This window comes from Streptomyces sp. 2131.1, from assembly GCF_900105515.1.
Taxonomy (GTDB): Bacteria; Actinomycetota; Actinomycetes; order Streptomycetales; family Streptomycetaceae; genus Streptomyces; species Streptomyces drozdowiczii.
This window is the reverse complement of record NZ_FNSY01000001.1, coordinates 1,523,659-1,546,232: the sequence shown is the minus strand read 5'-3', so window position 1 is coordinate 1,546,232 and position 22,574 is coordinate 1,523,659. Positions and strand designations below refer to the sequence as shown.

Sequence of the window (22,574 nt, the reverse complement as noted above, 5' to 3'; positions counted from 1 at the left end):
TCCGCGGACGGGTCGGTGGGCCGTGGGGGAACGGCCGGGTCAGTGCGTGGGGGAGGTGTGCGGGGAACGGGCCCGGGGGGACAGCGAGTCGCCGACCTGGTTGATCAGCTCGGACATCATGTAGCTGACCTCGCCGATGTCCGCGTCCCTGGTGGTCATGACCAGGAGCGAGGCACCGCTGGAGACGGCCATGGAGAACATGTAGCCGCCCTCCATCGCGGTCAGGCTGTGCTCCACCGGGTCGGTGTCGGTCAACTGGGCCGCTGCGGACAGCAGGTTGACGACGCCGGAGGCGATGGCGGCCAGCCGGTCGGCGTCGTCGCGCTCCACGCCGGTGAACGCGAGCGCGAGTCCGTCCACGGACACGGCTATCGCCTGGGTGACTTCCGGGACGCGTCCGGCGAAGTCGCTCAGGATCCAGCTCAGGTCGGTGGGTGAGGTCATTTCTTGGTCCGTTCGGTGTCGTCATTGTTGGCGGGACGCCCGCGGGGGTTCGTGCTCCGGTTGATGCCCTGCGCGTAGGCCGCGAGGACGTCGGAGACCTGCCGGGAGTCCCGGCGGCGGGGGGTCGGTCGCGGCGCACCTGCGCCGGGCCGCTGCTCGGTTCCGCCCCGCTTCTCCCGTACGGGCCACTGCTGGGGCGCGCTGCGCTTGCGGACCGGCAGCCCGGACGCGCTGACGCCCGCGATGCGCGAGGCCGGCTCGTCGTGCACGGGGTGCGGGGCGGGTGCGTCGGTGCCGTCCGTGCGTTCCCGGTCCCCGTGCTCCGCGCGCGGGGCCGGGGCCGCTGTGCCGCCCGCGACGCCCGCGCCGACCGGCCGGCCGACCCGTCCGCGCACGTCCTTCGGCTTCCGGCGGGTGATGACGGTACGGGGCGACTCGAAGCCGTTCTCGACCGGCAGGTCCGGTTCCGCGGACACCTCGGCGAGCACGCCCTTGGGCAGGGTGACCTCGGCGATGGTGCCGGGGCCCGAGGAGTCGCGGAGCTCGACAACGATGCCGTGCCGCGCGGCGAGCCGCGCCACCACGTGCAGACCCATGGACCGCACGTCCCCGATGCCCGCCGTCGGCTCGCGCAGCGCGGCGTTGAGCACGGCTCGGCGTTCCGCGGAGATCCCCACGCCCTCGTCGACGATCTGGACGACCGCCCGGTCCCACAGCCGCCAGACGGCGACCCCGACCTGGACGTCGGGCGGCGAGAAGCGCGTGGCGTTGTCGAGCAGCTCCGCCAGGATGTGCGCCACGTCGTGCACGGCGCGGGCGGCGATGCCGATGCCCGCCTCGATGGCACCGAGGGAGACCCGGTCGAAGCGTTCGATCTGCTGGGCCGCCGCCACGATGACGGTGGAACAGCCGATGTCGGCCGACCGCACCCGGGCGTTGCCGTAACCGCCCAGCACCAGCAGGTTGTTGGTGTTGCGCTCCATGCGGATGGCGAGGTGGTCGAGGGCGAAGAGCGTCTTCATGCGCTCCGGGTCGGCCTCGTCGCGCTGCACGGTGTCCAGCTCGGACACCATGACGCTGGTGAGCTGGGCGCCGCGGCGGGCGACCCGTACCAGCGTTTCGGCGAACTGCTCGTGCACCCGGGCCTGTTCGGCGGCCAGACGCACGGCCTCGTGGTGGACGGCGTTGAACGCCTCACCGACCTCGCCGATCTCGTCGCCGCCCGTGGTCTCGACCGGGTTGCCGGTGCGCTGCGCTACCTGCTCGGGTGTGGACCCGCTCAGCGCGCCGGGCTGGGACAGCTCGCTCATGACGGCGGGCAGCCCGGTGTGGGCGACCTCGTGCGCGGCGTTGCGCAGGTAGCGCAGCCGCCGGATCATGACCCGGCCGAGGCGTACGGCGACCAGGACGACGCCCACCAGGGTCAGGAGCACCAGGGCGACCTCGCCGCCGGCGGTCCACAGCAGCCTGGTGCGCTCCGCGTCGACCGTCGCGGCGACGGACCCGTCGATCCGCTCCTCGACCTGGCGCAGCAGCGTCTGGCGGTCCTCGGAGGCCTTCAGCCACTGCTTCGGGGTGACGTCGAGCACCTTGCTGGGGTCGGCGCGCCCGATCCGGTCCTCCAGCTTCCGCGCCTCCCGGGCCTTCGGGCCGGAGAGGGTGCGTTCCAGCCAGGTCCGCCACTCGCCCGGGCCGAGGCCGAACATCACCCCGGTCGACTCGGTGTAGCCGAGCCGGCTGGCGTCGAAGGTGCGCTGGGAGGCGACGGTGAAGCCGCCCGCGGCCTGCGCCCTCATGACGGTGACCTGCTCCTGGGCGGTGTGCTCGGCGGCCTCGGAGAGTGCGGCGGCCGCACGTATGCGGTCGGCGATGTCCGCGTCGACACCGTCGGCCTGCGCGATGCCGTCGCGGTAGCCGTTGAGGTCCGCGATCACGATCCGGTAGCCGAAGGCGAGCGCCGAGATGGTGGTGGAGCCGGAACGCACCTGGGCGCGCAGGGCCGGGAGTTCGTCGGTGAAGCGGTCGATGCGGTTCAGCGCCTCCTGGGCGCTTCCGGGGACCTCGGAGAGCCGGCCGATGCGGCTGTTGAAGGCGGCGATGCTCTTGTCGGTGGCGTCGGAGCTCTCCTGGAAGGCGGAGGAGTCTCCCTGGTGGGACACCAGCGCGGTGGCCGCGGCCCGCTCGTGCTGCAGCTGGTGGGCTAAGTCGGCGGCGCCGGCGGCGACGTCGACCATGTCGGCCAGCCGGTTCGCCTGCAGCGCCTGATTGGTCGCGGGTGCGAGGGCCAGGGCCGAGAAGGCGACCGCCACTGTGAGGGGCGCGGTGACCAGGAGAACCAGGCGACGATTGATTTTCACTGCGCGGCTCCGTCGCCGGAACCGGTGCTGAGTATCGATGACACGCAGATACCTGTTAACGGGTTGTGGGGGTGTCGGTGTGGACGCTCGTACATCGTGTGCACAGTTGCGGACGGGACAAGTGGGTCTGGCGGGGCTCAGGTTGCGCGGCTTGATCCTATGCCTAGTACACAACCCCAATTGCGTGCAGCGATGGAAATTTGCGATCAGCTATGCGTGCGGATGTGATCGTAATCGGTCAAGTGTGACCGTGGTGCGGCCGGATGCCCCTGTGTATGCAGTGATCTGCCAAGCGCCGTGAAGCCGAACGGAGTTGGAGGCGTACCGGTCCGATTAGCGAAGGCGATGGTCCACATCGATGGACTCGGCGGCCGGGGCGGGCGCATCTTCACAGGTGGGCGGCCCGACGGCCGCGCCATCCTCAAGTAGGCCCTTGTGAAAGGTTGGTGGCGATCTGTAGCGGTTCGTCACCTCGCGGGCACGGGGAGGTCCGGAGCGAACAGGCCATCCTCCAAAGGGAGATGACTTCCACGGCACGCCGCCTTGACCCGATGCGGAGCCCGCGCGTACGGGCCGGACCGACGAAAGCGCCCGCCCGCGGCCGTCCGGGCCGGGGCGGGCGCACGGTGCGGCTCAGGCCCCCACGTACTGCGCGAGGTGCTCCCCCGTGAGGGTGGAGCGGGCGGCGACGAGGTCGGCGGGCGTGCCCTCGAAGACGAGCGTGCCGCCGTCGTGGCCGGCGCCGGGGCCCAGGTCGATGATCCAGTCCGCGTGCGCCATCACGGCCTGGTGGTGCTCGATGACGATGACCGACTTCCCGGAGTCCACCAGCCGGTCGAGCAGTCCGAGGAGCTGCTCCACGTCCGCGAGGTGGAGTCCGGTGGTCGGCTCGTCGAGCACGTACACCCCGCCCTTCTCGCCCATGTGCGTGGCGAGCTTCAGCCGCTGCCGCTCGCCGCCGGAGAGTGTGGTGAGCGGCTGGCCGAGGCTGAGGTAGCCGAGCCCGACGTCCACCAGTCGTTGCAGGACGCGGTGCGCGGCCGGCGTACGCGCGTCACCGGAGCCGAAGAACTCCTCGGCCCCGGCCACCGACATCGCGAGCACCTCGCTGATGTCGCGTCCACCGAGCCGGTATTCGAGCACCGACGCCTGGAACCGCTTGCCCTCGCACTCCTCGCAGACCGTGGCGACACCCGCCATCATCGCCAGGTCCGTGAAGACGACGCCCGCACCGTTGCAAGTAGGGCATGCGCCCTCGGAGTTTGCGCTGAACAGGGCCGGCTTCACGTCGTTGGCCCTGGCGAACGCCTTGCGGATCGGGTCGAGCAGACCGGTGTACGTGGCCGGGTTGCTCCGCCGCGAACCACGGATCGGGCTCTGGTCGACGGTCACCACGCCGTCCCGCCCGGCCACCGAGCCGTGGATCAGCGAGCTCTTGCCGGACCCCGCGACGCCTGTGACGACGGTCAGCACGCCGAGCGGGATGTCCACGTCGACCCCGCGCAGGTTGTTCGCCGTCGCACCGCGCACCTCCAGTGCGCCGGTGGGCTCGCGGGTGTCCGCCTTGAGCGTGGAGCGGTCGTCGAAGTGGCGGCCGGTGACGGTGTCCGAGGCGCGCAGCCCGTCGACGGTGCCCTCGAAGCAGACGGTGCCGCCGCCGGTACCCGCGCCGGGGCCGAGGTCCACGACATGGTCGGCGACCGCGATCGTCTCCGGCTTGTGCTCCACCACCAGGACCGTGTTGCCCTTGTCGCGCAGGCGCAGCAGCAGGTTGTTCATCCGCTGGATGTCGTGCGGGTGCAGCCCGGCGGTGGGCTCGTCGAAGACGTACGTGGTGTCGGTCAGCGACGACCCGAGGTGGCGGATCATCTTGACGCGCTGCGCCTCGCCGCCGGACAGGGTGCCGGCGGGCCGGTCGAGCGCGAGGTAGCCGAGACCGATCTCCACGAACGAGTCGAGGGTCTGCCCGAGCGCGGTGAGCAGCGGCGCGACCGACGGCTCGTCCAGTCCGGCGATCCAGGCCGCCAGGTCGCTGGTCTGCATCGCACAGGCGTCCGCGATGCTGATGTCCGCGATCTTGGACGACCTGGCGCCCTCGCTGAGCCGGGTGCCCTCGCAGGCCGGGCAGGTGGTGAAGGTGACCGCGCGCTCCACGAAGGCACGGATGTGCGGCTGGAGCGAGTCCTTGTCCTTGGACAGGAAGGACTTCTGGATCTTGGGGATCAGCCCCTCGTACGTGAGGTTGACGCCCTCCACCTTGACCTTGGTGGGCTCCCGGTACAGGAAGTCCTGCATCTCCTTCCCGGTGAACTTCGCGATCGGCTTGTCCGGGTCGAGGAAGCCGGACTCCGCGTACACCCGCACGGTCCAGAAGCTGTCGGACTTCCAGCCGGGAATGGTGAACGCGCCCTCGGCGAGGGATTTGGAGTCGTCGTAGAGCTGGGTCAGGTCGATGTCGGAGACCGTGCCCCGGCCCTCGCACTCGGTGCACATGCCGCCGGTGCGGCTGAAGGTGGCCTTCACGGCCTTCTTGTTGCCGCGCTCGACGGTGATCGCACCGCTGGCCTTCACCGAGGCGGTGTTGAAGGAGTACGCGCTGGGCGGGCCGATGTGCGGGGTGCCGAGGCGGCTGAAGAGGATGCGCAGCATGGCGTTGGCGTCGGTTGCGGTGCCCACCGTGGACCGGTTGTCGCCGCCCATCCGCTGCTGGTCGACGATGATCGCCGTGGTCAGCCCTTCGAGGACGTCCACCTCGGGCCGGGCCAGGGTGGGCATGAACCCCTGCACGAAGGCGCTGTACGTCTCGTTGATCAGCCGCTGCGACTCGGCGGCGATCGTGTTGAACACCAGCGAGCTCTTCCCGGAGCCGGAGACGCCCGTGAACACCGTCAGCCGGCGCTTCGGGATCTCGATGCTGACGTCCTTCAGATTGTTCACGCGTGCCCCGTGCACACGGATCAGATCGTGGCTGTCGGCGATGTGCGGCTCGGTGTCTCTGGCCCTGCTCATGCGTCTCCCTGGATTGGCGGGGCCGTCGCGCGGCCCCGTCGTCGCCACCGGCTCACCGGTGGCCTTCCCCGTGCGCCGGGACGTCCGTCAACTCAGCGGCGTCCCCGGCAGTGGTGCTTCTCGATTCCTGACCGGCCGCGTCACCTGCTTGGCCACGCACGACGGCATCCCCGCGGTCGCCTGCGCCGCCTCCTGCCGGTAGACGCTCGGCGGCATCCCGACCAGCTCCGCGAAGCGCGTACTGAACGTGCCGAGCGAGGAGCACCCGACGGCGAAGCACACCTCGGTCACGCTCATGTCCCCGCGTCGCAGCAGCGTCATCGCGCGCTCGATGCGCCGGGTCATCAGGTAGCCGTACGGTGACTCCCCGTACGCCCGCTTGAACTCGCGGCTCAGATGGCCCGCCGACATGTGCGCCCCGCGCGCCAGCGCCTCGACGTTCAGCGGCTGGGCGTACTCGCGGTCGATCCGGTCACGGACCCGGCGCAGCCGGGCGAGGTCGCGCAGGTTCTGCGTCGCGTCGGGTTTGCTGGTCACGTCCGGAAGCGTACGACGCGGGGGTGCGGCCCGCCCGGCGATTACGCGGGCGGATCCTCGTCAGGTGCGGGTGGCCGTGCCGCACTCCGCGGTGCCCCGGTCACGCATCCGCTCGTCCATGGACGTGCCCCGTTCGTACGGGTCGACCTCCGTGCCGTCGTCCGAGGGCCCCGCCCCCTTCGCGAAGTCGGGGCGGAAGTAGCCGGTGGTGTTGGAGCAGCCGCCGTTCGCGGAGTCCACCCGGTACGACTTCAGCGAGAAGGTCCCCGGCTCGATGAGCACCTCGGCGGGGTCCTCCCAGCTCATCACGATCTCCCGGCGCGCGATCGTGCGGGCGACCTCGTCGCTGCCCCCGGCCGCCCGCACCACGGGGTAGACGAAGGTGACGTCGGCGGTCACCTCGACCGCTCCGCTGCCGCCCTCCCGGTACGTGATCCCGCCCCGGGTCTTGATCACGTCACCTGCCAGGCGCGCGTACGCCGGGTCGAAGCGGCTGAAGAGCGTCAGCGGGTTGTTCTCCCGGTCCGGGGTGTCGAAGGCGTTCGCCAGGTACTCCTTGACGTCGGCCTGCTTCGGGTTGATGGCCGCGATCGCCTTCACCGGCCGCTCCCCGCGCAGCACCGCCGGGTCCAGACCGGAGTCGGAGAGGAAGGCCAGGCTGCCGTCGAGCGCCTCGGACACCTGCTTCTCGCTCATCCACCCGGTCGCCCGCGCCGACGGCATCGTGATTCCGGCCGTCCCGGCGGCCCAGTGTTCCGCCGGCGACCCCTTGAACGGGTCGTCCAGGGTGGGCTGCCCGGTCGCGGCCGCCGCGGAGCCGCCCCCGTCGTCGAAGCCGAGCCAGCCGGTCACCCGGCCCGGGTCCAGCGCTATGACGAGCAGCGCGACGACGATCAGCAGGCCCACCACGTACCGGCCCCTGCCGCCCCGTCGGCGAGGCGGCTCATGTGTGCGCCAGCCGCGGGGTGGTGCGGGCTCGTCGCGCAGCCGCTGAGTCACCATCCGGGCCCGGGCGGACGGCTCCTCGGGTGCGCCGGCGCTTCCGGCCTCGGCCTCCCGGAGGAAGCGCTCCCACTCCTCGTCCGGTATGGAAGACCCGTCCTTGTCCACGCTGTGCCCCCGCCCCTCCCGGCACCCCCGGCCGGTCTGCATTCCCGTGCATCATCACACAGCCCGGTGACACCCGACGCGGACGGTTCGCGCGCCAAGTGGCCACCGGGCGGGTGCTGATGGGGCGTGCGCGCTACGGCTTGCGGCCGACCGCCACGTACCCGGGGGTGACGACCTCGCCGGTGCCGGGGACCGGCTCGCCGAGCTCGGCGTGCCAGTCCTCGGCGGCGACGACGCCGGGCTCCACGATCTCCAGCCCGTCGAAGAACGAGGCGAACTGGGCGCGGGTGCGCGGTGCCAGCGTCAGGGTGTTGGCCTTGTACATCTCGTCCACCTGGCGTGCCTCCTCCGGGTGGAAGTCGGCGGTGATCTGCGAGATGACCATGTAGCTGCCGGGCGCGAGGACGTCGGTGAGCCTGCTGACCAGCTCGTACGCGCCGTCCTCGTCGCTCACGAAGTGCAGCAGCGCGATCATCGAGAGGGCCACCGGCTTGTCGAAGTCCAGCGTCCTGCCCGCGGCTTCGAGGATGGTGTCGACGTTGCGCGCGTCGGCCTGCACGTAGTCGATGACGCCCTCCGGCGTGCCCTTGAGCAGCGCTTCGGCGTGGGCGAGCACGATCGGGTCGTTGTCGCAGTAGACGACCCGGGTGGCGGGCTCGGCCTCCTGGGCCACCTGGTGCAGGTTGGGCTCGGTGGGTATCCCGGTGCCGATGTCGAGGAACTGGCGGACGCCCTGGGCGGACAGCCAGCGGGTGGCGCGGTGCATGAAGGCGCGGTTGATCTTCGCCATCACCGGCACGTTGGGCTCGACGGCCAGCATCTGACGGCCCATGGCCTCGTCGACCGGGTAGTTGTCCTTGCCGCCCAGGAACCAGTCGTACATCCGCGCGGGATGCGGCTTGCTGGTGTCGATGAGCGGGGCGGTGATGTCGTTCTCCGGTCGGGACATGGCAACTCCAGGGTGCGGGAGGCTGCGGATGATCAGCTCGCGCCAACAATAGGCAACTCGGCCGCCGCGGAGCACGAGTTCGGTCGCCGATGATAGTTACCAATGCGTAACTTACTGACGGGTTACCATCGGTAAGCCCCGCTGTTAGCTTGCGCTCACCCGCCTTCCGAAGCAGAGCGAGGAGTGAGCTGTGAGCCGCAAGGACAGCCGTTCGCGTTCCACCTTCTCCACACCCCCCACCCGCCGCCCGAGCGCCAGGACCCTCCGCGCCGCCGCCGTCGCCGTGACCGCAGCGGTCTGCGTGGCCGCGTACGCCGCGCCCGCGAACGCGGACGGCACCGAGCCCGTCGTCTCCCGGGGCACGACCATCCCCGCGTTCTACAACCCGCCCGCCCAACTGCCGGCCGCCAACGGGGAGCTGATACGGACCGAGCCCCTGCCGCTAGGCCTGAGCCTCCCCGGCCTGGACGGCCGCCCGATGCCGGGCACCGCGACCCGCCTGATGTACCGCACGACCGACTCCAACGGGCAGCCGGCCGCGGTGACCGGCGCCTACATCGAGCCCTCGGCCTCCTGGAAGGGCGGCGGGGCCCGCCCGCTGGTGGCGCTGGCCTCCGGCACCATGGGCCAGGGCGACCAGTGCGCCCCCTCGCTGGCCCTCCAGCACCCGCTGGCCCTCACCCCCGAGTCAGTGTCGATCGGCTACGAGACCCTCTCCGTCTACCGGCTGCTGTCGGCCGGAGTCGCGGTCGTCGTCACCGACTACGTGGGCCTCGGCACCACCGACCGGCTGCACACCTACGTCAACCGGGTCGACGAGGGCCACGCGCTGCTCGACGCGGTCCGCGCCGCGCACCAGCTGCCCGCCACCTCGCTCACCGCCGACTCCCGCACCGGCCTGTACGGCTACAGCCAGGGCGGCGGGGCCAGCGCCTCGGCCGCCGAGCTCCAGCCCTCGTACGCCCCCGAGATCCAGCTGGCCGGCACCTACGCCGGCGCTCCGCCCGCCGACCTGACCGCGACGATGAAGGGCATCGACGGCAGCGCCCTGGCCGGCGCCCTCGCCTGGTCGATCAACGGCTTCGCCCAGGCCGACGCCGATCTGCGCGACGTCGTGGAGGCCAACATCAACGAGGCCGGGAGGGCCGCCCTGAAGGACGCCTCGGCCATGTGCGTCGGCGACGCGATCCTCGGCTACGGCTTTGCCAAGAGCTCCAAGTGGACCACCACCGGCAAGTCCCTCGGCGAGATCATCGCCGCGGAGCCCAAGGCGCAGGCCGCGCTCGACAAGCAGCGCATCGGGACCCTCAAGCCCACCGGCCCGGTGCGGGTGGCGACCGGCATCCAGGACGACATCGTGCCGCACGCCCAGGCGCGTCAGCTCGCCGTCGACTGGTGCCGCAAGGGCGGCAACGTCACGTACGACGCCGTCATCCTGCCCAACCTCGGCAACAAGATCCTCACCAACCACATGGTCCCGCTCATCACCGACCAGGGCGACGCCATCTCCTGGATGACCGACCGCCTCGCCGGCGAGCGCGCCACCTCCAACTGCTGGTCGATGCCGATCCAGCCCTGACCGCACCGCCCGCGCCTGCCGGTCCGCGTGCACGGATAACCCCGTGCGCGCGGACCGGCCGCCGGTTAGGGTCGCCGCATGAACATCGTCCAGCTCTACGGCTGACGCGGACGGGGCAGGCCCCCGACCCGTCCGGCACACCGCGTCCACGCGCCCACCGCCCGGCCCTCGCCGGGGTGGCGACGCGACGGTCTGCCGTGTCCTCTTCCGCCGCAGAACTGAAACGAGTGATTCCCCCATGACATCTCCGACACCTCGCCGCGCCCATATCGCCATGGTCGGCATCCCCGCCGTGAGCCACGTCCTGCCGAGCATCGAGGTCATCCGCGAACTCGTGGCGCGCGGCCACCGCGTCACCTACGCCAACGACCCCGTGATGGCCGAGCGCATCGAGGCCACCGGCGCCGCCTTCGTCCCGTACGACTCCGTGCTCCCGGTCGGCGACAACGACTGGCCGGACGACCCGATCGCCGCCATGGACCTCTTCCTCGACGACGCCGTCCAGGCCCTGCCGCAGCTGCGCGCCGTCTATGACGAGGACCCGGCGGACCTGTACCTGTACGACATCGGCGCGTACCCGGCACGGGTGCTGGCCGAGTCGCAGAACCGCCGCCTGATGCAGCTCTACCCGACCTTCGTCGGCTGGCGGAGCTACGAGAGGGACGTGGCGGCCCAGCTGTGGACGCTGCCCGGGGCCGACGCGTACCGGGCGAGGTTCACCGAGTGGCTGGGCGGGAACGGCGCGACCACGCGGGACATGGACGCCTTCACCGGCCGCCCCGACAACACCCTCGCCCTGATCCCCCGGGCGATGCAGCCGCACGCGGACGACGTCGACATGGGCACCGTGACGTTCGTCGGGCCGTGCTTCGCCGGGCGCGACGAGGAGCAGACCTGGAACCGGCCCGCCGGGGCGGAGAAGGTGCTGCTGATCTCGCTGGGGTCCGCGTACACCAACAGGCCGGAGTTCTACCGCAGTTGCCTGGCGGCGTACGGGGATCTGCCCGGGTGGCACGTCGTGCTCCAGATCGGCAGGCAGACGGACCTGGCGGAGCTGGGCACCGTACCCGGCAACGTCGAGGTGCACCGGTGGGTGCCGCAGCCGGCCATCCTCCGGCAGGCGGACGCCTTCATCACGCACGCCGGGATGGGCGGCAGCTCCGAGGGCCTGTACAGCGGGGTCCCGATGATCGCCGTACCGCAGGCCGTCGACCAGTTCATGAACGCGGACAAGCTCGTCGAGCTGGGGGTCGCCCGGCGCATCGACACCGGCGACGCCACCCCCGAGGCGCTGCGGGAAGCCCTCGACACGCTGGTCAACGACCCCGAGGTCGCCCGGCGTTCGGTGCGGCTGCGCGATGACGCCCGCGCGGAGGGCGGCACCCGCCGGGCCGCCGACCTGGTGGAGGGACTGCTCGGCTGAGACGAGCCCGGCCGGGCGGTGAGCGGGTCGCCCGCACTCACCGCCCGGCCGGGCAGCACAGCTGAGGGTGTGTCAGCCTGTGTCAGCCCTTTCGGGTGTTGATCTCCTCGGTGAGCTGGGGGACGACGTCGAAGAGGTCGCCGACGACGCCGTAGTCGACGAGGTCGAAGATCGGGGCCTCGGCGTCCTTGTTGACCGCGACGATGGTCTTCGAGGTCTGCATCCCGGCCCGGTGCTGGATCGCGCCGGAGATCCCGTTGGCGATGTAGAGCTGCGGGGAGACGGACTTGCCGGTCTGGCCGACCTGGTTGGTGTGCGGGTACCAGCCCGCGTCCACCGCGGCACGCGAGGCGCCCACCGCGGCGCCCAGCGAGTCGGCGAGGGCCTCGATGATCCCGAAGTTCTCCGCGCCGTTGACGCCACGGCCACCGGAGACCACGATCGCGGCCTCCGTCAGCTCCGGACGCCCGGTCGACTCACGCGGCGTGCGCGAGAGGACCTTCGTGCCGGTGGCCTGCGCCGAGAAGGACACCGCGAGGGCCTCCACCGCACCGGCCGCGGCGGCCGGCTCGACCGGGGCCGAGTTCGGCTTGACCGTGATGACCGGAACACCCTTGGAAACACGGGACTTGGTCGTGTACGAGGCGGCGAACGCGGACTGCGTGGCGACCGGACCCTGGTCGCCGGCCTCCAGGTCGACCGCGTCGGTGATGATGCCCGACCCGATACGGACCGCGAGACGCGCCGCGATCTCCTTGGCCTCCGCCGAGGAGGACAGCAGCACAGCCGCCGGGGACACGGCGTCGAACGCCGCCTGGAGGGCGTCCACCTTCGGTACGACGAGGTACTCGGCGAACTCGGGAGCCTCCGCGGTCAGCACCTTGACCGCGCCGTGCTCGGCGAGCACGGCGGCGGTGTCCGCGGCGCCGTTGCCCAGGGCGACGGCGACGGGCTCGCCGATGCGGCGGGCCAGCGTCAGCAGCTCCAGGGTGGGCTTGCGGACGGCACCGTCCACGTGGTCGACATAGACGAGAACTTCAGCCATGGGACTTCAATCTCCTGCGTGTGCGAAGTAGGCGGGGTGACGAGAGGGGCGCGGGGCTCAGATGAACTTCTGGCCGGCCAGGAACTCGGCCAGCTGCTTGCCGCCCTCGCCCTCGTCCTTCACGATCGTTCCCGCGGTACGGGCCGGACGCTCGGTCGCGGAGTCGACCGCGGTCCACGCACCCGCCAGACCCACCTCGTCCGCGTCGATCCCCAGATCATCCAGGTCCAGGGACTTCACCGGCTTCTTCTTCGCCGCCATGATCCCCTTGAACGACGGATACCGGGCCTCACCCGACTGGTCCGTCACCGACACCACCGCCGGCAGCGACGCCTCCAGCTCCTCCGACGCACTGTCACCGTCACGACGGCCACGCACCACACCGCCCTCGACGGACACCTGCGACAACAGCGTCACCTGCGGCACACCCAGCCGCTCCGCGAGCAGCGCCGGAACCACACCCATCGTCCCGTCCGTCGACGCCATACCCGAGATCACCAGGTCGTACCCGGTCTCCTCGACCGCCTTCGCCAGCACCAGCGACGTACCCAGCGCGTCCGTACCGTGCAGATCGTCGTCCTCGACGTGAACCGCCTTGTCCGCACCCATCGACAACGCCTTGCGCAACGCGTCCTTGGCATCCTCCGGACCCACCGTCAACACGGTGACCTCCGCATCATCAGCCGCCTCCGCGATCTGCAACGCCTGCTCGACCGCATACTCGTCCAGCTCCGACAGCAGACCGTCGACATCCTCACGGTCCAACGTCAGGTCATCGGCGAAATGCCGGTCACCGGTCGCGTCGGGCACGTACTTCACAGTGACAACGATCCTCAAGCTCACGCCGGCTCTCCCTGTACCTGGTGGTCTCCTGCGGGAATCCTATGGCACTCAGTACCCTTCGTAAAGGTACCCAGTGCCGGGCGGCCGCTTTCGGTGTTACGTTTCCGGCATGACCGAAGACCGGCGGCCGGCCAAGAAGCCCCCGATGCGTGACGTGCTCGCCGAGGCGGCCTTCGCGCTGTTCCTGGAGCGCGGGTTCGAGCGGACCACGGTGGACGACATCGTCGCCAGGGCCGGGGTCGGGCGGCGTTCGTTCTTCCGCTACTTCCCCTCCAAGGAGGACGCGGTCTTTCCGGACCACGAGCGGTGCCTCGCGGACATGACCGCCTTCCTGGCCGACGCCGAGGGCGGCGACCCGGTCGCCACGGTGTGCGACGCGGCCCGTCTGGTGCTGCGGATGTACGCGGAGAACCCCGAGTTCTCCGTGCAGCGCTACCGGCTCACCCGCGAGGTGCCCGGGCTGCGCACGTACGAGCTGTCCGTGGTGCGCCGCTACGAGCGGACCCTCGCCGGCCATCTGGAGCGGCGGTGGGCCGAGGACCCGTCCGCCGGACCGGACGCCTCGCTGCGCGCCGAGGTGATCGCCGCCTCGGTCGTCGCCGCGCACAACAACGGGCTGCGGTCCTGGCTGCGTTCGGGCGGCGAGGGGGACGCGGGGGCCGAGGTGGACCGGGCGCTCGAACTGGTCCGCGCGGTGTGGGGCGAGGCGGACGAACGCCCTGCCGCGCAGGTCGGGGCGGTGCAGGCGGTGAGCGGGGGCGACGACGAGGTGATCGTTATGGTCGCGCGCAAGGGCGCTCCGATGTGGCGCGTGGTGCAGCACATCGAGTCCGCGCTGGGGAGTGCCTGAGCCCGGGTCCGCACTTTGTGGCACTCAGTGCCTTTACTCCTGGAACCAAGTGCCATACGGTGCCGGTGGGCCGTTCCCGAAGGTGCGGCGTACCGAGTCGAGCGCGGGAGGCGGAACGTGTTCAGTACCGGAATCGACGTGGGGCGGCCGGCCCGCGAGGCGGTGGAGCCGCACACTCAGGAAGGGCTCGTCTACCAGGTCTGCCGCTGGTGCCACACGGCCTCCTTCCGCAAACTCCTGTGTCCCGTCTGCGCGTCGAGCGACCTGGAGTCCGAACAGAGCGACGGCTACGGGGTAGTCGTCCGCTCCAACGTCGTGAACCGCTACTCGCGCGTGATGCGCAACGAGTCCCTGGTCCGCTTCCCCGAGGGCTTCGTCTACCGCTGCCGGATCGTGGGCGCGGCCCCGCACCTGGTGAACGTCGGCGACCGGGTACGGCCGGCCGGCGGCCGGACCTCCGTGGCCGGCGAGGTCGTACTCGAACTCTGCGACCCGCCCGGATCGCCCGGCTGGTACTGACGCGGCGCGGCCCGGCGGCCGCCCCGCGCCGATCGCCCTGTCGCGCCCGGAAGTCATCCGATGAACTTTGCGCCCGCCCTTCTCCCGGAGGGGCGGCGCCGCTACCATCGGGACGCGAAATGGGAGCGCTCCCACATCCGTTCACGCCCTTAACCGCCGGTATCGGCGGTCCTGTTCGGAGGAGACGTTCCCGTGCGCACAAGCGCAAGACCCTTTGCTGCCCTGGTGGCGGCACTCACCCTCACCGCCGGGCTCTTCGCCGCCGGTGCGCCGGCGTCGGCGAGAGACCATGGTGCCACCAAGGCCGCCCAGGCATCCGATGTGTCCCTCGCGGCGGACACGTACGACTGGAAGAACGTCCGCATCGACGGCGGCGGATTCGTCCCCGGGATCGTCTTCAACCGGACCGAGAAGAACCTCGCCTACGCCCGTACCGACATCGGCGGCGCCTACCGCTGGGACCAGTCCGGCAAGCGGTGGACGCCGCTGCTCGACTGGGTCGACTGGGACCACTGGGGCTGGACCGGGGTGGTGAGCCTCGCCTCGGACTCCGTCGACCCGGACAACGTGTACGCCGCCGTGGGCACGTACACCAACGACTGGGACCCCACCAACGGGGCCGTGCTGCGCTCGTCGGACCGGGGCGCCAGCTGGAAGGCGACCACGCTGCCGTTCAAGCTCGGCGGCAACATGCCGGGCCGGGGCATGGGCGAACGCCTCGCCGTCGACCCGAACAAGAACTCCGTGCTCTACCTGGGCGCACCCAGCGGCAACGGCCTGTGGCGGTCCACCGATTCGGGCGCCACCTGGTCCGAGGTCACGGCCTTCCCCAATCCGGGCAACTACTCCCAGGACCCCACCGACACCAGCGGCTACGGCAACGACAACCAGGGCATCGTCTGGGTGACGTTCGACGAGCGCAGCGGCAGCAGGGGGAGCGCGACCCAGGACATCTACGTCGGGGTCGCCGACAAGGAGAACACCGTCTACCGCTCCACGGACGGCGGGACCACCTGGTCGCGGATCGCCGGACAGCCGACCGGCTACCTGGCGCACAAGGGCGTACTCGACTCCGGGAACGGCTACCTCTATCTGACCCTCAGCGACACCGGCGGCCCCTACGACGGCGGCAAGGGGCGGATCTGGCGGTACGCCACCGCGACGGGGGAGTGGAAGGACGTCAGCCCGGTCGCCGAGGCGGACACCTACTACGGCTTCAGCGGCCTCACCGTGGACCGGCAGCACCCCGGCACGGTCATGGCGACCGCGTACAGCTCCTGGTGGCCGGACACCCAGATCTTCCGCTCCACGGACAGCGGGGCGACCTGGACCCAGGCGTGGGACTACACCAGCTACCCCAACCGCTCCAACCGCTTCACCCAGGACGTCTCCTCGGTGCCGTGGCTGACCTGGGGCGCCAACCCGTCGCCGCCGGAGACCACGCCCAAGCTGGGCTGGATGACGGAGGCCCTGGAGATCGACCCGTTCGACTCGGACCGGATGATGTACGGCACCGGCGCGACGATCTACGGCACCGAGAACCTCACCAACTGGGACTCCGGCAGCCGGTTCGGGATCACCCCGATGGTCAAGGGCCTGGAGGAGACCGCGGTCAACGACCTGGCCAGCCCGCCGTCCGGAGCGCCGCTGCTCAGCGCGCTCGGTGACATCGGAGGCTTCCGGCACACCGACCTCGACACCGTGCCGGACATGATGTTCACCTCGCCCAACCTCACCTCCACCACGAGCCTCGACTTCGCCGAGAGCAGCCCGAACACGGTGGTCCGGGTCGGCAGCGCGGACGCCGCCCCGCACATCGGCTTCTCCACGGACAACGGCTCCAACTGGTTCCAGGGCTCCGAGCCGTCCGGGGTGACCGGCGGCGGCACGGTCGCGGCGGCGGCCGACGCGAGCGGCTTCGTCTGGAGCCCCGAGGGCACCGGGGTGTATCACACGACCGGGTACGGGAGTTCGTGGTCGGCGTCCACCGGGATACCGCAGGGCGCGACGGTCGAGTCGGACCGCAAGAACCCGAAGAAGTTCTACGGGTACAAGGCCGGCACCTTCTACGTCTCGACGGACGGCGGCGCCACCTTCACCGCCAAGGCGTCGAGCGGCCTGCCCACCGAGGGCAATGTCCGCTTCAAGGCGGTCCCCGGCACCGAGGGCGACATCTGGCTCGCGGGCGGCGCCACCACGGGCGCGTACGGCCTGTGGCACTCCACCGACTCCGGGGCGACGTTCACCGAGCTGAGCGGTGTCGACCAGGCGGACGCGGTTGGCTTCGGCAAGGCGGCCGCCGGGGCCTCGTACCAGACGCTCTTCGTCTCCGCGAAGATCGGCGGGGTGCGCGGCATCTTCCGGTCCACGGACGCGGGCGCCACCTGGACCCGTATCAACGACGACGCCCACCAGTGGGGCTGGACCGGCGCCGCGATCACCGGTGACCCGCGCGTCTTCGGCCGGGTCTACGTGTCCACCAACGGACGCGGGATCATGTACGGCGACTCCTCGGACGGCGACGGCGGCACCGACCCCGGTACGGACCCGGGCACCGACCCCGGAACCGATCCGGGCACCGACCCGGGTGACGCCGCCTGTTCGGTGACGTACAAGGTCACCAACCAGTGGTCCGGCGGCTTCCAGGCCGATGTGACGCTCACCAACACCGGCGACACCGAACTGAACGGCTGGAAGCTCGGCTGGGCCTTCCCGGACGGGCAGAAGGTCGGCCAGATGTGGAACGCCACGCCCACGCAGGACGGGGCGAAAGTGACGGCCGCCAACGTCTCGTGGAACGGCAGGGTCGCGCCCGGCGCCTCCGCCGGCTTCGGCTTCACCGGCACACTGGCCGGCGGCAACACGGCCCCCGACGCCTTCACCCTGGGCGACGAGGTCTGCGCCACCGGCTGACGTGGGGCGCGGGGCCCCGCGAGTGGGGGACGGACCTGGCGGCCGGGTCCGTCCCCCCGACCCCTCTTACTGGCCCTGTACAGGTTCGTCGGCCATACTGCCCGCCGTGGAGCAGCGCATAGACCCGAAGACCCAGCCCGCGTACGCCGCAGGGACCGACCCGGCGTACATCCCCGGTCTCACGGCCCCCCGACCCTCCGCCGCGGCGGAGGAGAAGGAGCCGGAGAGCACCGGGGAGCCCGCAGTCGCCGACGCCGTCGTGGAGCCGGCCGACGAGGTACCGGTGGCGCAGGACGAGGAGGACGAGCAGGAGGAGAGCGACAAGGGCGACGAGAGCGACGAAGAGGCCGCCGACGGGCCCTCGTTCGAGGTGAGCGACCGGCGCGGTTCGATCGCGGCCGGCCCCGAGGGCGTCCGGTTCACGCTGGACGACCAGCAGGCCGACTTCGGCTGGGACGAGATCGGCGCGGTCGAGCTGAAGCCGGCCCGCTTCGGCCGCCGGTTCACCGTGACCGTCCACCTGTCGTCCAAGCGCTGGTTCAACGGCGAGGTGGAAGCGGAGTCCCGGAGCAGCCTGAAGGAGTGGACCGAGGGGTTCGACGCGGTCCTGGACACGTACTTCGAGGAGTCCTGACGGGGGCTCAACTCCCGGAGCACACAGGCCGGCCGGGCGGACCCCAGCCCGGCCGGCCCGTGACGCGCGGGGCCCGGATCAGGCGTCCGCCAGGACCACCGAGCGGGTGAGGTGGCGCGGTGCGTCCGGGTCGAGGCCGCGGGCCGTGGCGCGGGCGACGGCCAGGCGCTGGACGCGGATCAGGTCGGCCAGCGGGTCCAGGCCGCTCTCCACCCAGTCGGCACCCGTCTCCAGGAGCTGCTCGCGCAGACCCTCGGGGGCGGTGCCGAACATCCAGGTGGCGGTGGTGTCGGTGGCGATGGAGATCGGGCCGTGGCGGTACTCCATCGCGGCGTACGACTCGGTCCAGGAGAGCGACGCCTCCTTCATCTTGAGCGCGGCCTCGTTGGCGAGACCGGTCGTCCAGCCGCGGCCGAGGAAGGTGAACTGCGTGCGGTCCACGAGGCCCTCCGGCAGCGGCTCCGCGAGCGCCTTCTCCGCGTCGCGCACCACGGCGTCGGTGTGCAGGCCCAGGTGGGCGCGCAGCAGTGTCAGCAGCGTGGTGGCGAACCGGGTCTGGACGACGGACTGTTCGTCGGCGAAGTCCAGGACGACGACCGCGTCCGCGGCCGTCATCACGGGGGTGTCGGGGTCGGCGGTGATCGCCACGGTGGGGGTGGTGCCGCGCAGCCGGCCGAGGAGTTCGAGCACCTCGGTGGTGGTGCCGGAGCGGGTGAGCGCGACGACCCGGTCGTAGCGGCGCCGGGTGGGGAACTCGGACGCGGCGAAGGCGTCGGTCTCGCCCTGCCCGGACTCCTCGCGGAGCGAGGCGTATGCCTGAGCCATGTAGAACGAGGTGCCGCAGCCGACGACGGCGACGCGCTCGCCGGGCGCGGGCAGTGCGGCCGCGTGACTCGGGGCCAGCTCCGCTGCGCGGCGCCAGCAATCCGGCTGGCTGGCGATCTCGATCTCGACAAATGACACTTTTGCACTCCGTACTGGTGATGGGATGCTCGTTTACGCACGTTACCCGCGAGGACCGAGCATTATCAAGCATTCTGCGTGCAGAAGACTTGACTCGCCGGAGCCTTGTGCGACCCTTGCGCCTGTCCGGTGATCGCGCCCAAGGGGATGGGCGCACACAGCCCCGGACGTGTGAGGAGAACTCTCTTGTCCAGGGACGCCCGGTGGAACGCACTGCTGGAACTCGTAGGTAAGAACGGCCGGGTGGACGTCGAGGACGCCGCGAAGACGCTGGACGTGTCCGCCGCGACCATCCGACGGGACCTGGACCAGCTCGCCGAACAGCAACTGCTCACCCGGACCAGGGGCGGCGCGATCGCCCACGGCGTCAGCTACGAGCTGGCCCTCCGGTACAAGACCGGTCGCAACGCCCCCGAGAAGCAGGCCATCGGCCGCGCCGTCGCCGAACTGGTCGCGGTCGGCGAGGTGGTCGGGCTCACCGGCGGCACCACCATCACCGAGGTCGCCCGGTCGCTCGCCGTCCGCGCGGACCTGGTGGGCGAGGGCGCCGGTGGGGCGCCCGGGCAGCCCACGCTCACGGTGGTGACCAACGCCCTCAACATCGCCAACGAGCTGGTGATCCGGCCGCAGATCAAGATGGTGGTCACCGGCGGTGTGGCCAGGCCCCAGTCGTACGAGCTGACCGGCCCGCTGGCCAGCGGGGTGCTCGGCGAGATAACGCTGGACGTGGCCGTGCTCGGTGTCAACGCCATCGACACCGAACGCGGTGCGTACGTGCACCACGAGGGCGAGGCCAGCATCAACCGGCTGCTCGCCCAGCAGGCCCAGCGCGTGGTGGTCGCCGCCGACTCATCGAAGATCGGCAAGCGGGCCTTCGCCCGGGTCTGCGACCTCTCCCTGGTCGACTTCCTGGTCACCGACCGGGGCATCTCGCCCGAGGCGTCCGCCCGCTTCACGGAGGCCGGCGTCACGGTCGTCGCCGTCTGACCCCTGCTCCGCCCCACGGCGGGCCCCCGCGCACCCGATGCGCGGAGGCCCGCCGTTCCGCGTGCGCCCGGACCGGTTCGGGGTGTCCGACTGTGCGCGAAGTGTGCGAGACCAAGCACAACCGCGCACGAGATGGCCGGTTCTGACGGAGGAACGATGCATTCCGGGGCGTCGTCACGGGTATCGCGAGGCCGATATGCGCCAGTTGCCCGGTCTATGACGCCCTGTGGTGCTGCGTGGAGCGACTTTTGCTTGCCCATAGATGTTCGTTACCTCTGCGAAATGAACAACTCTTGCCATACGGGCGCAAGGTCGTGAACTATGTGCCTGTCGCCGCGAAGGAGCAGCGGCCGCACTTCCCCCGAAGTGCGTGCCGCCTCCTGTGCATGCGGGACGTTCTCTCGCTCCATCAGCCCTGGAGGTGCCTGTGACAATGGCAAACACGCCGGTCACAGCTGCGCGGCCGCCCGTGCCGCAGCCCCGCGATCCGGAAGACGCGGACCGCTCCGCAGGCAGGAAGGGCAAGAAGCACCGAATACGGCAGCCGCTCCGGCACCGCCTGAAGCGGGACAAAGCGCTCCTGCTCTTCTGCCTGCCGGGCGTGCTCTACTTCGCGCTCTTCTTCTACCTGCCGCTCGCGGGCAACGTCATCGCCTTCCAGGACTACCAGCCGTTCCTGGGTTTCAAGCAGAGCCCGTTCGTCGGGATGGCGAACTTCACCGCACTGCTGGCCGAGCCCGAATTCTGGAGCGCGGTGTCCAACACCCTCCAGATCACGGCGATCCAGCTCCTCCTGTACTTCCCGGCACCGATCGCCCTGGCGCTCCTGCTCAACTCGCTCATCAGCGAGAAGATCAAGCGGTTCATCCAGACCGTCGTCTACCTCCCGCACTTCCTGTCCTGGGTCGTCGTCGTCGCGATGTTCAAGCAGGTACTCGGCGGCGCCGGCTCGGTCACCACACTGCTCATGGAGCACGGGGTCAGCATCGGCAACGTGATGACGGACCCCGGAACCTTCAAGTTCCTCATCACCGCGCAGGCCATCTGGAAGGACTGCGGCTGGGGCACGATCATCTTCCTGGCGTCCATCGCCTCGATCGACATGGGCCAGTACGAGTCCGCCGCCATGGACGGCGCCGGCTGGCTCCGCCGGATCTGGCACATCACCCTGCCCGGCATCCGGCCGGTCATCCTGATGCTGCTGATCCTGCGGCTCGGCGACATCCTCTCCGTCGGCTTCGAGCAGATCCTGCTCCAGCGCGACGCGGTCGGCCCGGACGCCGCCGAAGTCATGGACACCTACGTCTACTTCCACGGCGTCGTGGACGGCGACTGGGGCATGAGCACCGCCGCCGGACTGATGAAGGGCGTCATCGGATTCGCCCTGATCCTCGCCGCCAACAAGCTGGCCCACCGCTTCGGCGAGCAGGGAGTGTACCGATGAGCCAGTCCGTCGCGACCAGGCTGCGCGCCGCCCGGTCCGGGACCCGCCCCCGCAAGTCCAACGGCAGGCCGCCGTGGATGGAGCGTCCGCACTGGTACGGGCAGGGTGCCAAGGGCCTCGCCCTGATCGTCCTCACCGTGATCGTGCTCTACCCGTTCGTCCTCGCCATCGGCACCAGCCTCGCCGGCCGCGAGGAGCTGAACGCCAACGGCGGCTACGTACTGATCCCGCACCACCCGACGCTGGAGGCCTACCGGGTCATCCTGTCCGGGGGGGTGGTCACCCGGGCCGCCGTGGTCTCCATCTTCATCACGCTGATCGGCACCGCGCTCAGCCTGGCCTGCACCGTGATGATCGCGTACGGCACCTCGCGCCCCGGCACGGTCCTCGCCAAGCCGATCCTGCTCCTGGTGCTCGGCACGTTCCTCTTCGCGCCCGGCATCATCCCGACGTACCTGGCGGTCCAGCAGTTCCACATGCTGGATACGTACGCGTCACTGATCCTTCCGGTCCTGCTGAACGCCTTCAACATCGTCGTCGTCCGCTCCTTCTTCCAGAGCATCCCGGAAGAGCTGTACGACGCGGCACGCATCGACGGCGCCGGCGAGGTCACGGTCCTCTTCCGGATCGTCCTCCCGCTGTCGAAGGCGGTCCTCGCGGTGGTCGGCCTGTTCTACGCCGTCGGCTACTGGAACAGCTTCTTCAACGCGGTGCTGTACCTCAACGACGCCGGCAAGTTCCCCATCCAGGTGATCCTGCGCAGCTACGTCCTCAACGGGCAGAGCATCAACGCCTCCGCGATGGGCGTCCACTCCATACCGCCGGCGACCTCGCTGCAGATGGCCGTCCTGATCGTCGCGATCGTGCCCATCTTCTGCGTCTACCCCCTCCTGCAGAAGTTCTTCGTCAAGGGCGTCCTCACCGGGGCGATCAAGGGCTGAACCGCCCGCCCCGCACCACCGCCCCCG

Annotated in this window: 18 protein-coding genes; 9 read left to right on the top strand and 9 right to left on the bottom strand. The window is 70.6% G+C overall.

Features of this window, described 5'->3' with window-relative positions; genetic code table 11:
* Positions 1 to 39: 39 nt before the first annotated feature.
* From BLW14_RS06820 to BLW14_RS06795, 6 genes are all read right to left on the bottom strand, one after another.
* Complete coding sequence (locus BLW14_RS06820) at positions 40 to 444, bottom strand: roadblock/LC7 domain-containing protein (protein WP_093705353.1); 405 nt, start codon at positions 442 to 444, stop codon at positions 40 to 42.
* On the bottom strand, positions 441 to 2,801 hold the full coding sequence (locus BLW14_RS06815; RefSeq protein ID WP_093705351.1) for a sensor histidine kinase: 2,361 nt from the start codon (positions 2,799 to 2,801) through the stop codon (positions 441 to 443). Before BLW14_RS06815 ends, BLW14_RS06820 begins: the two co-directional genes overlap by 4 nt.
* 633 nt (positions 2,802 to 3,434) lie before the next feature.
* Positions 3,435 to 5,810, bottom strand: coding sequence for an ATP-binding cassette domain-containing protein (locus BLW14_RS06810; protein WP_093705350.1), 2,376 nt, complete (start codon positions 5,808 to 5,810; stop codon positions 3,435 to 3,437).
* Positions 5,811 to 5,897: 87 nt separating this feature from the next.
* Positions 5,898 to 6,347: a helix-turn-helix transcriptional regulator gene (locus BLW14_RS06805; protein ID WP_093705348.1), complete on the bottom strand. Its 450-nt coding sequence runs from the start codon at positions 6,345 to 6,347 to the stop codon at positions 5,898 to 5,900.
* A 60-nt stretch (positions 6,348 to 6,407) separates the two neighbouring features.
* Entirely contained in the window at positions 6,408 to 7,457 is a 1,050-nt protein-coding gene (locus tag BLW14_RS06800) for a hypothetical protein (protein WP_093710661.1), read from the bottom strand.
* Between the two features lie 133 nt (positions 7,458 to 7,590).
* Positions 7,591 to 8,406 (bottom strand): SAM-dependent methyltransferase, encoded by an 816-nt coding sequence (locus tag BLW14_RS06795; protein ID WP_093705346.1) that lies wholly within the window; start codon positions 8,404 to 8,406, stop codon positions 7,591 to 7,593.
* Between the two features lie 190 nt (positions 8,407 to 8,596).
* On the opposite strand from BLW14_RS06795, the gene BLW14_RS06790 reads away from it, so the two are divergent.
* Positions 8,597 to 9,985, top strand: a complete 1,389-nt coding sequence (locus BLW14_RS06790) for a lipase family protein (RefSeq protein WP_093705344.1) — start codon at positions 8,597 to 8,599, stop codon at positions 9,983 to 9,985.
* Between the two features lie 238 nt (positions 9,986 to 10,223).
* The gene (locus BLW14_RS06785) at positions 10,224 to 11,408 is read left to right on the top strand and encodes a macrolide family glycosyltransferase (RefSeq protein ID WP_371128055.1); all 1,185 of its coding nucleotides are present in this window, start codon (positions 10,224 to 10,226) and stop codon (positions 11,406 to 11,408) included.
* Positions 11,409 to 11,490: 82 nt separating this feature from the next.
* Here the strand turns inward: BLW14_RS06785 and BLW14_RS06780 are convergent, their stop codons facing one another.
* Positions 11,491 to 12,453 carry an electron transfer flavoprotein subunit alpha/FixB family protein gene (locus BLW14_RS06780; RefSeq protein WP_093705340.1) on the bottom strand — a complete coding sequence of 321 codons (963 nt, stop codon included), beginning with the start codon at positions 12,451 to 12,453 and terminating at the stop codon, positions 11,491 to 11,493.
* Positions 12,454 to 12,510: 57 nt separating this feature from the next.
* Positions 12,511 to 13,296: an electron transfer flavoprotein subunit beta/FixA family protein gene (locus BLW14_RS06775; protein WP_093705338.1), complete on the bottom strand. Its 786-nt coding sequence runs from the start codon at positions 13,294 to 13,296 to the stop codon at positions 12,511 to 12,513.
* Between the two features lie 109 nt (positions 13,297 to 13,405).
* On the opposite strand from BLW14_RS06775, the gene BLW14_RS06770 reads away from it, so the two are divergent.
* The 4 genes from BLW14_RS06770 (at position 13,406) to BLW14_RS06755 (ending at position 18,212) form a co-directional block, all read left to right on the top strand.
* Positions 13,406 to 14,146 (top strand): TetR family transcriptional regulator, encoded by a 741-nt coding sequence (locus tag BLW14_RS06770; RefSeq protein ID WP_093705336.1) that lies wholly within the window; start codon positions 13,406 to 13,408, stop codon positions 14,144 to 14,146.
* Positions 14,147 to 14,263: 117 nt separating this feature from the next.
* Complete coding sequence (locus BLW14_RS06765; protein ID WP_093705334.1) at positions 14,264 to 14,665, top strand: PhlB family protein; 402 nt, start codon at positions 14,264 to 14,266, stop codon at positions 14,663 to 14,665.
* A gap of 192 nt (positions 14,666 to 14,857) precedes the next feature.
* Positions 14,858 to 17,578: a cellulose binding domain-containing protein gene (locus tag BLW14_RS06760; protein ID WP_371128054.1), complete on the top strand. Its 2,721-nt coding sequence runs from the start codon at positions 14,858 to 14,860 to the stop codon at positions 17,576 to 17,578.
* Positions 17,579 to 17,684: 106 nt separating this feature from the next.
* Positions 17,685 to 18,212: a hypothetical protein gene (locus BLW14_RS06755; protein WP_093705330.1), complete on the top strand. Its 528-nt coding sequence runs from the start codon at positions 17,685 to 17,687 to the stop codon at positions 18,210 to 18,212.
* Positions 18,213 to 18,290: 78 nt separating this feature from the next.
* On the opposite strand, the gene BLW14_RS06750 is transcribed toward BLW14_RS06755, so the two are convergent.
* Positions 18,291 to 19,175, bottom strand: a complete 885-nt coding sequence (locus BLW14_RS06750) for an SIS domain-containing protein (protein ID WP_093705328.1) — start codon at positions 19,173 to 19,175, stop codon at positions 18,291 to 18,293.
* A 186-nt stretch (positions 19,176 to 19,361) separates the two neighbouring features.
* Here BLW14_RS06750 and BLW14_RS06745 point away from each other — a divergent pair, with 186 nt between their 5' ends.
* The 3 genes from BLW14_RS06745 to BLW14_RS06735 all read left to right on the top strand — a co-directional run bounded on the left by BLW14_RS06745 (position 19,362) and on the right by BLW14_RS06735 (position 22,547).
* Entirely contained in the window at positions 19,362 to 20,162 is an 801-nt protein-coding gene (locus BLW14_RS06745) for a DeoR/GlpR family DNA-binding transcription regulator (RefSeq protein ID WP_093705326.1), read from the top strand.
* 433 nt (positions 20,163 to 20,595) lie between these two features.
* The gene (locus BLW14_RS06740) at positions 20,596 to 21,606 is read left to right on the top strand and encodes an ABC transporter permease (protein WP_371128053.1); all 1,011 of its coding nucleotides are present in this window, start codon (positions 20,596 to 20,598) and stop codon (positions 21,604 to 21,606) included.
* Positions 21,603 to 22,547 (top strand): carbohydrate ABC transporter permease, encoded by a 945-nt coding sequence (locus BLW14_RS06735; RefSeq protein WP_093705324.1) that lies wholly within the window; start codon positions 21,603 to 21,605, stop codon positions 22,545 to 22,547. Before BLW14_RS06740 ends, BLW14_RS06735 begins: the two co-directional genes overlap by 4 nt.
* Positions 22,548 to 22,574 lie beyond the last annotated feature (27 nt).

Excerpts from the sequence above, each read along its gene's own strand:
- BLW14_RS06820 (WP_093705353.1), bottom strand. The coding sequence starts at position 444 with ATGACCTCACCCACCGACCTGAGCTGGATCCTGAGCGACTTCGCCGGA.
- BLW14_RS06780 (WP_093705340.1), bottom strand. The coding sequence starts at position 12,453 with ATGGCTGAAGTTCTCGTCTATGTCGACCACGTGGACGGTGCCGTCCGC.
- BLW14_RS06795 (WP_093705346.1), bottom strand. The coding sequence starts at position 8,406 with ATGTCCCGACCGGAGAACGACATCACCGCCCCGCTCATCGACACCAGC.
- BLW14_RS06785 (WP_371128055.1), top strand. The coding sequence starts at position 10,224 with ATGACATCTCCGACACCTCGCCGCGCCCATATCGCCATGGTCGGCATC.
- BLW14_RS06810 (WP_093705350.1), bottom strand. The coding sequence starts at position 5,810 with ATGAGCAGGGCCAGAGACACCGAGCCGCACATCGCCGACAGCCACGAT.
- BLW14_RS06770 (WP_093705336.1), top strand. The coding sequence starts at position 13,406 with ATGACCGAAGACCGGCGGCCGGCCAAGAAGCCCCCGATGCGTGACGTG.
- BLW14_RS06735 (WP_093705324.1), top strand. The coding sequence starts at position 21,603 with ATGAGCCAGTCCGTCGCGACCAGGCTGCGCGCCGCCCGGTCCGGGACC.
- BLW14_RS06740 (WP_371128053.1), top strand. The coding sequence starts at position 20,596 with ATGGCAAACACGCCGGTCACAGCTGCGCGGCCGCCCGTGCCGCAGCCC.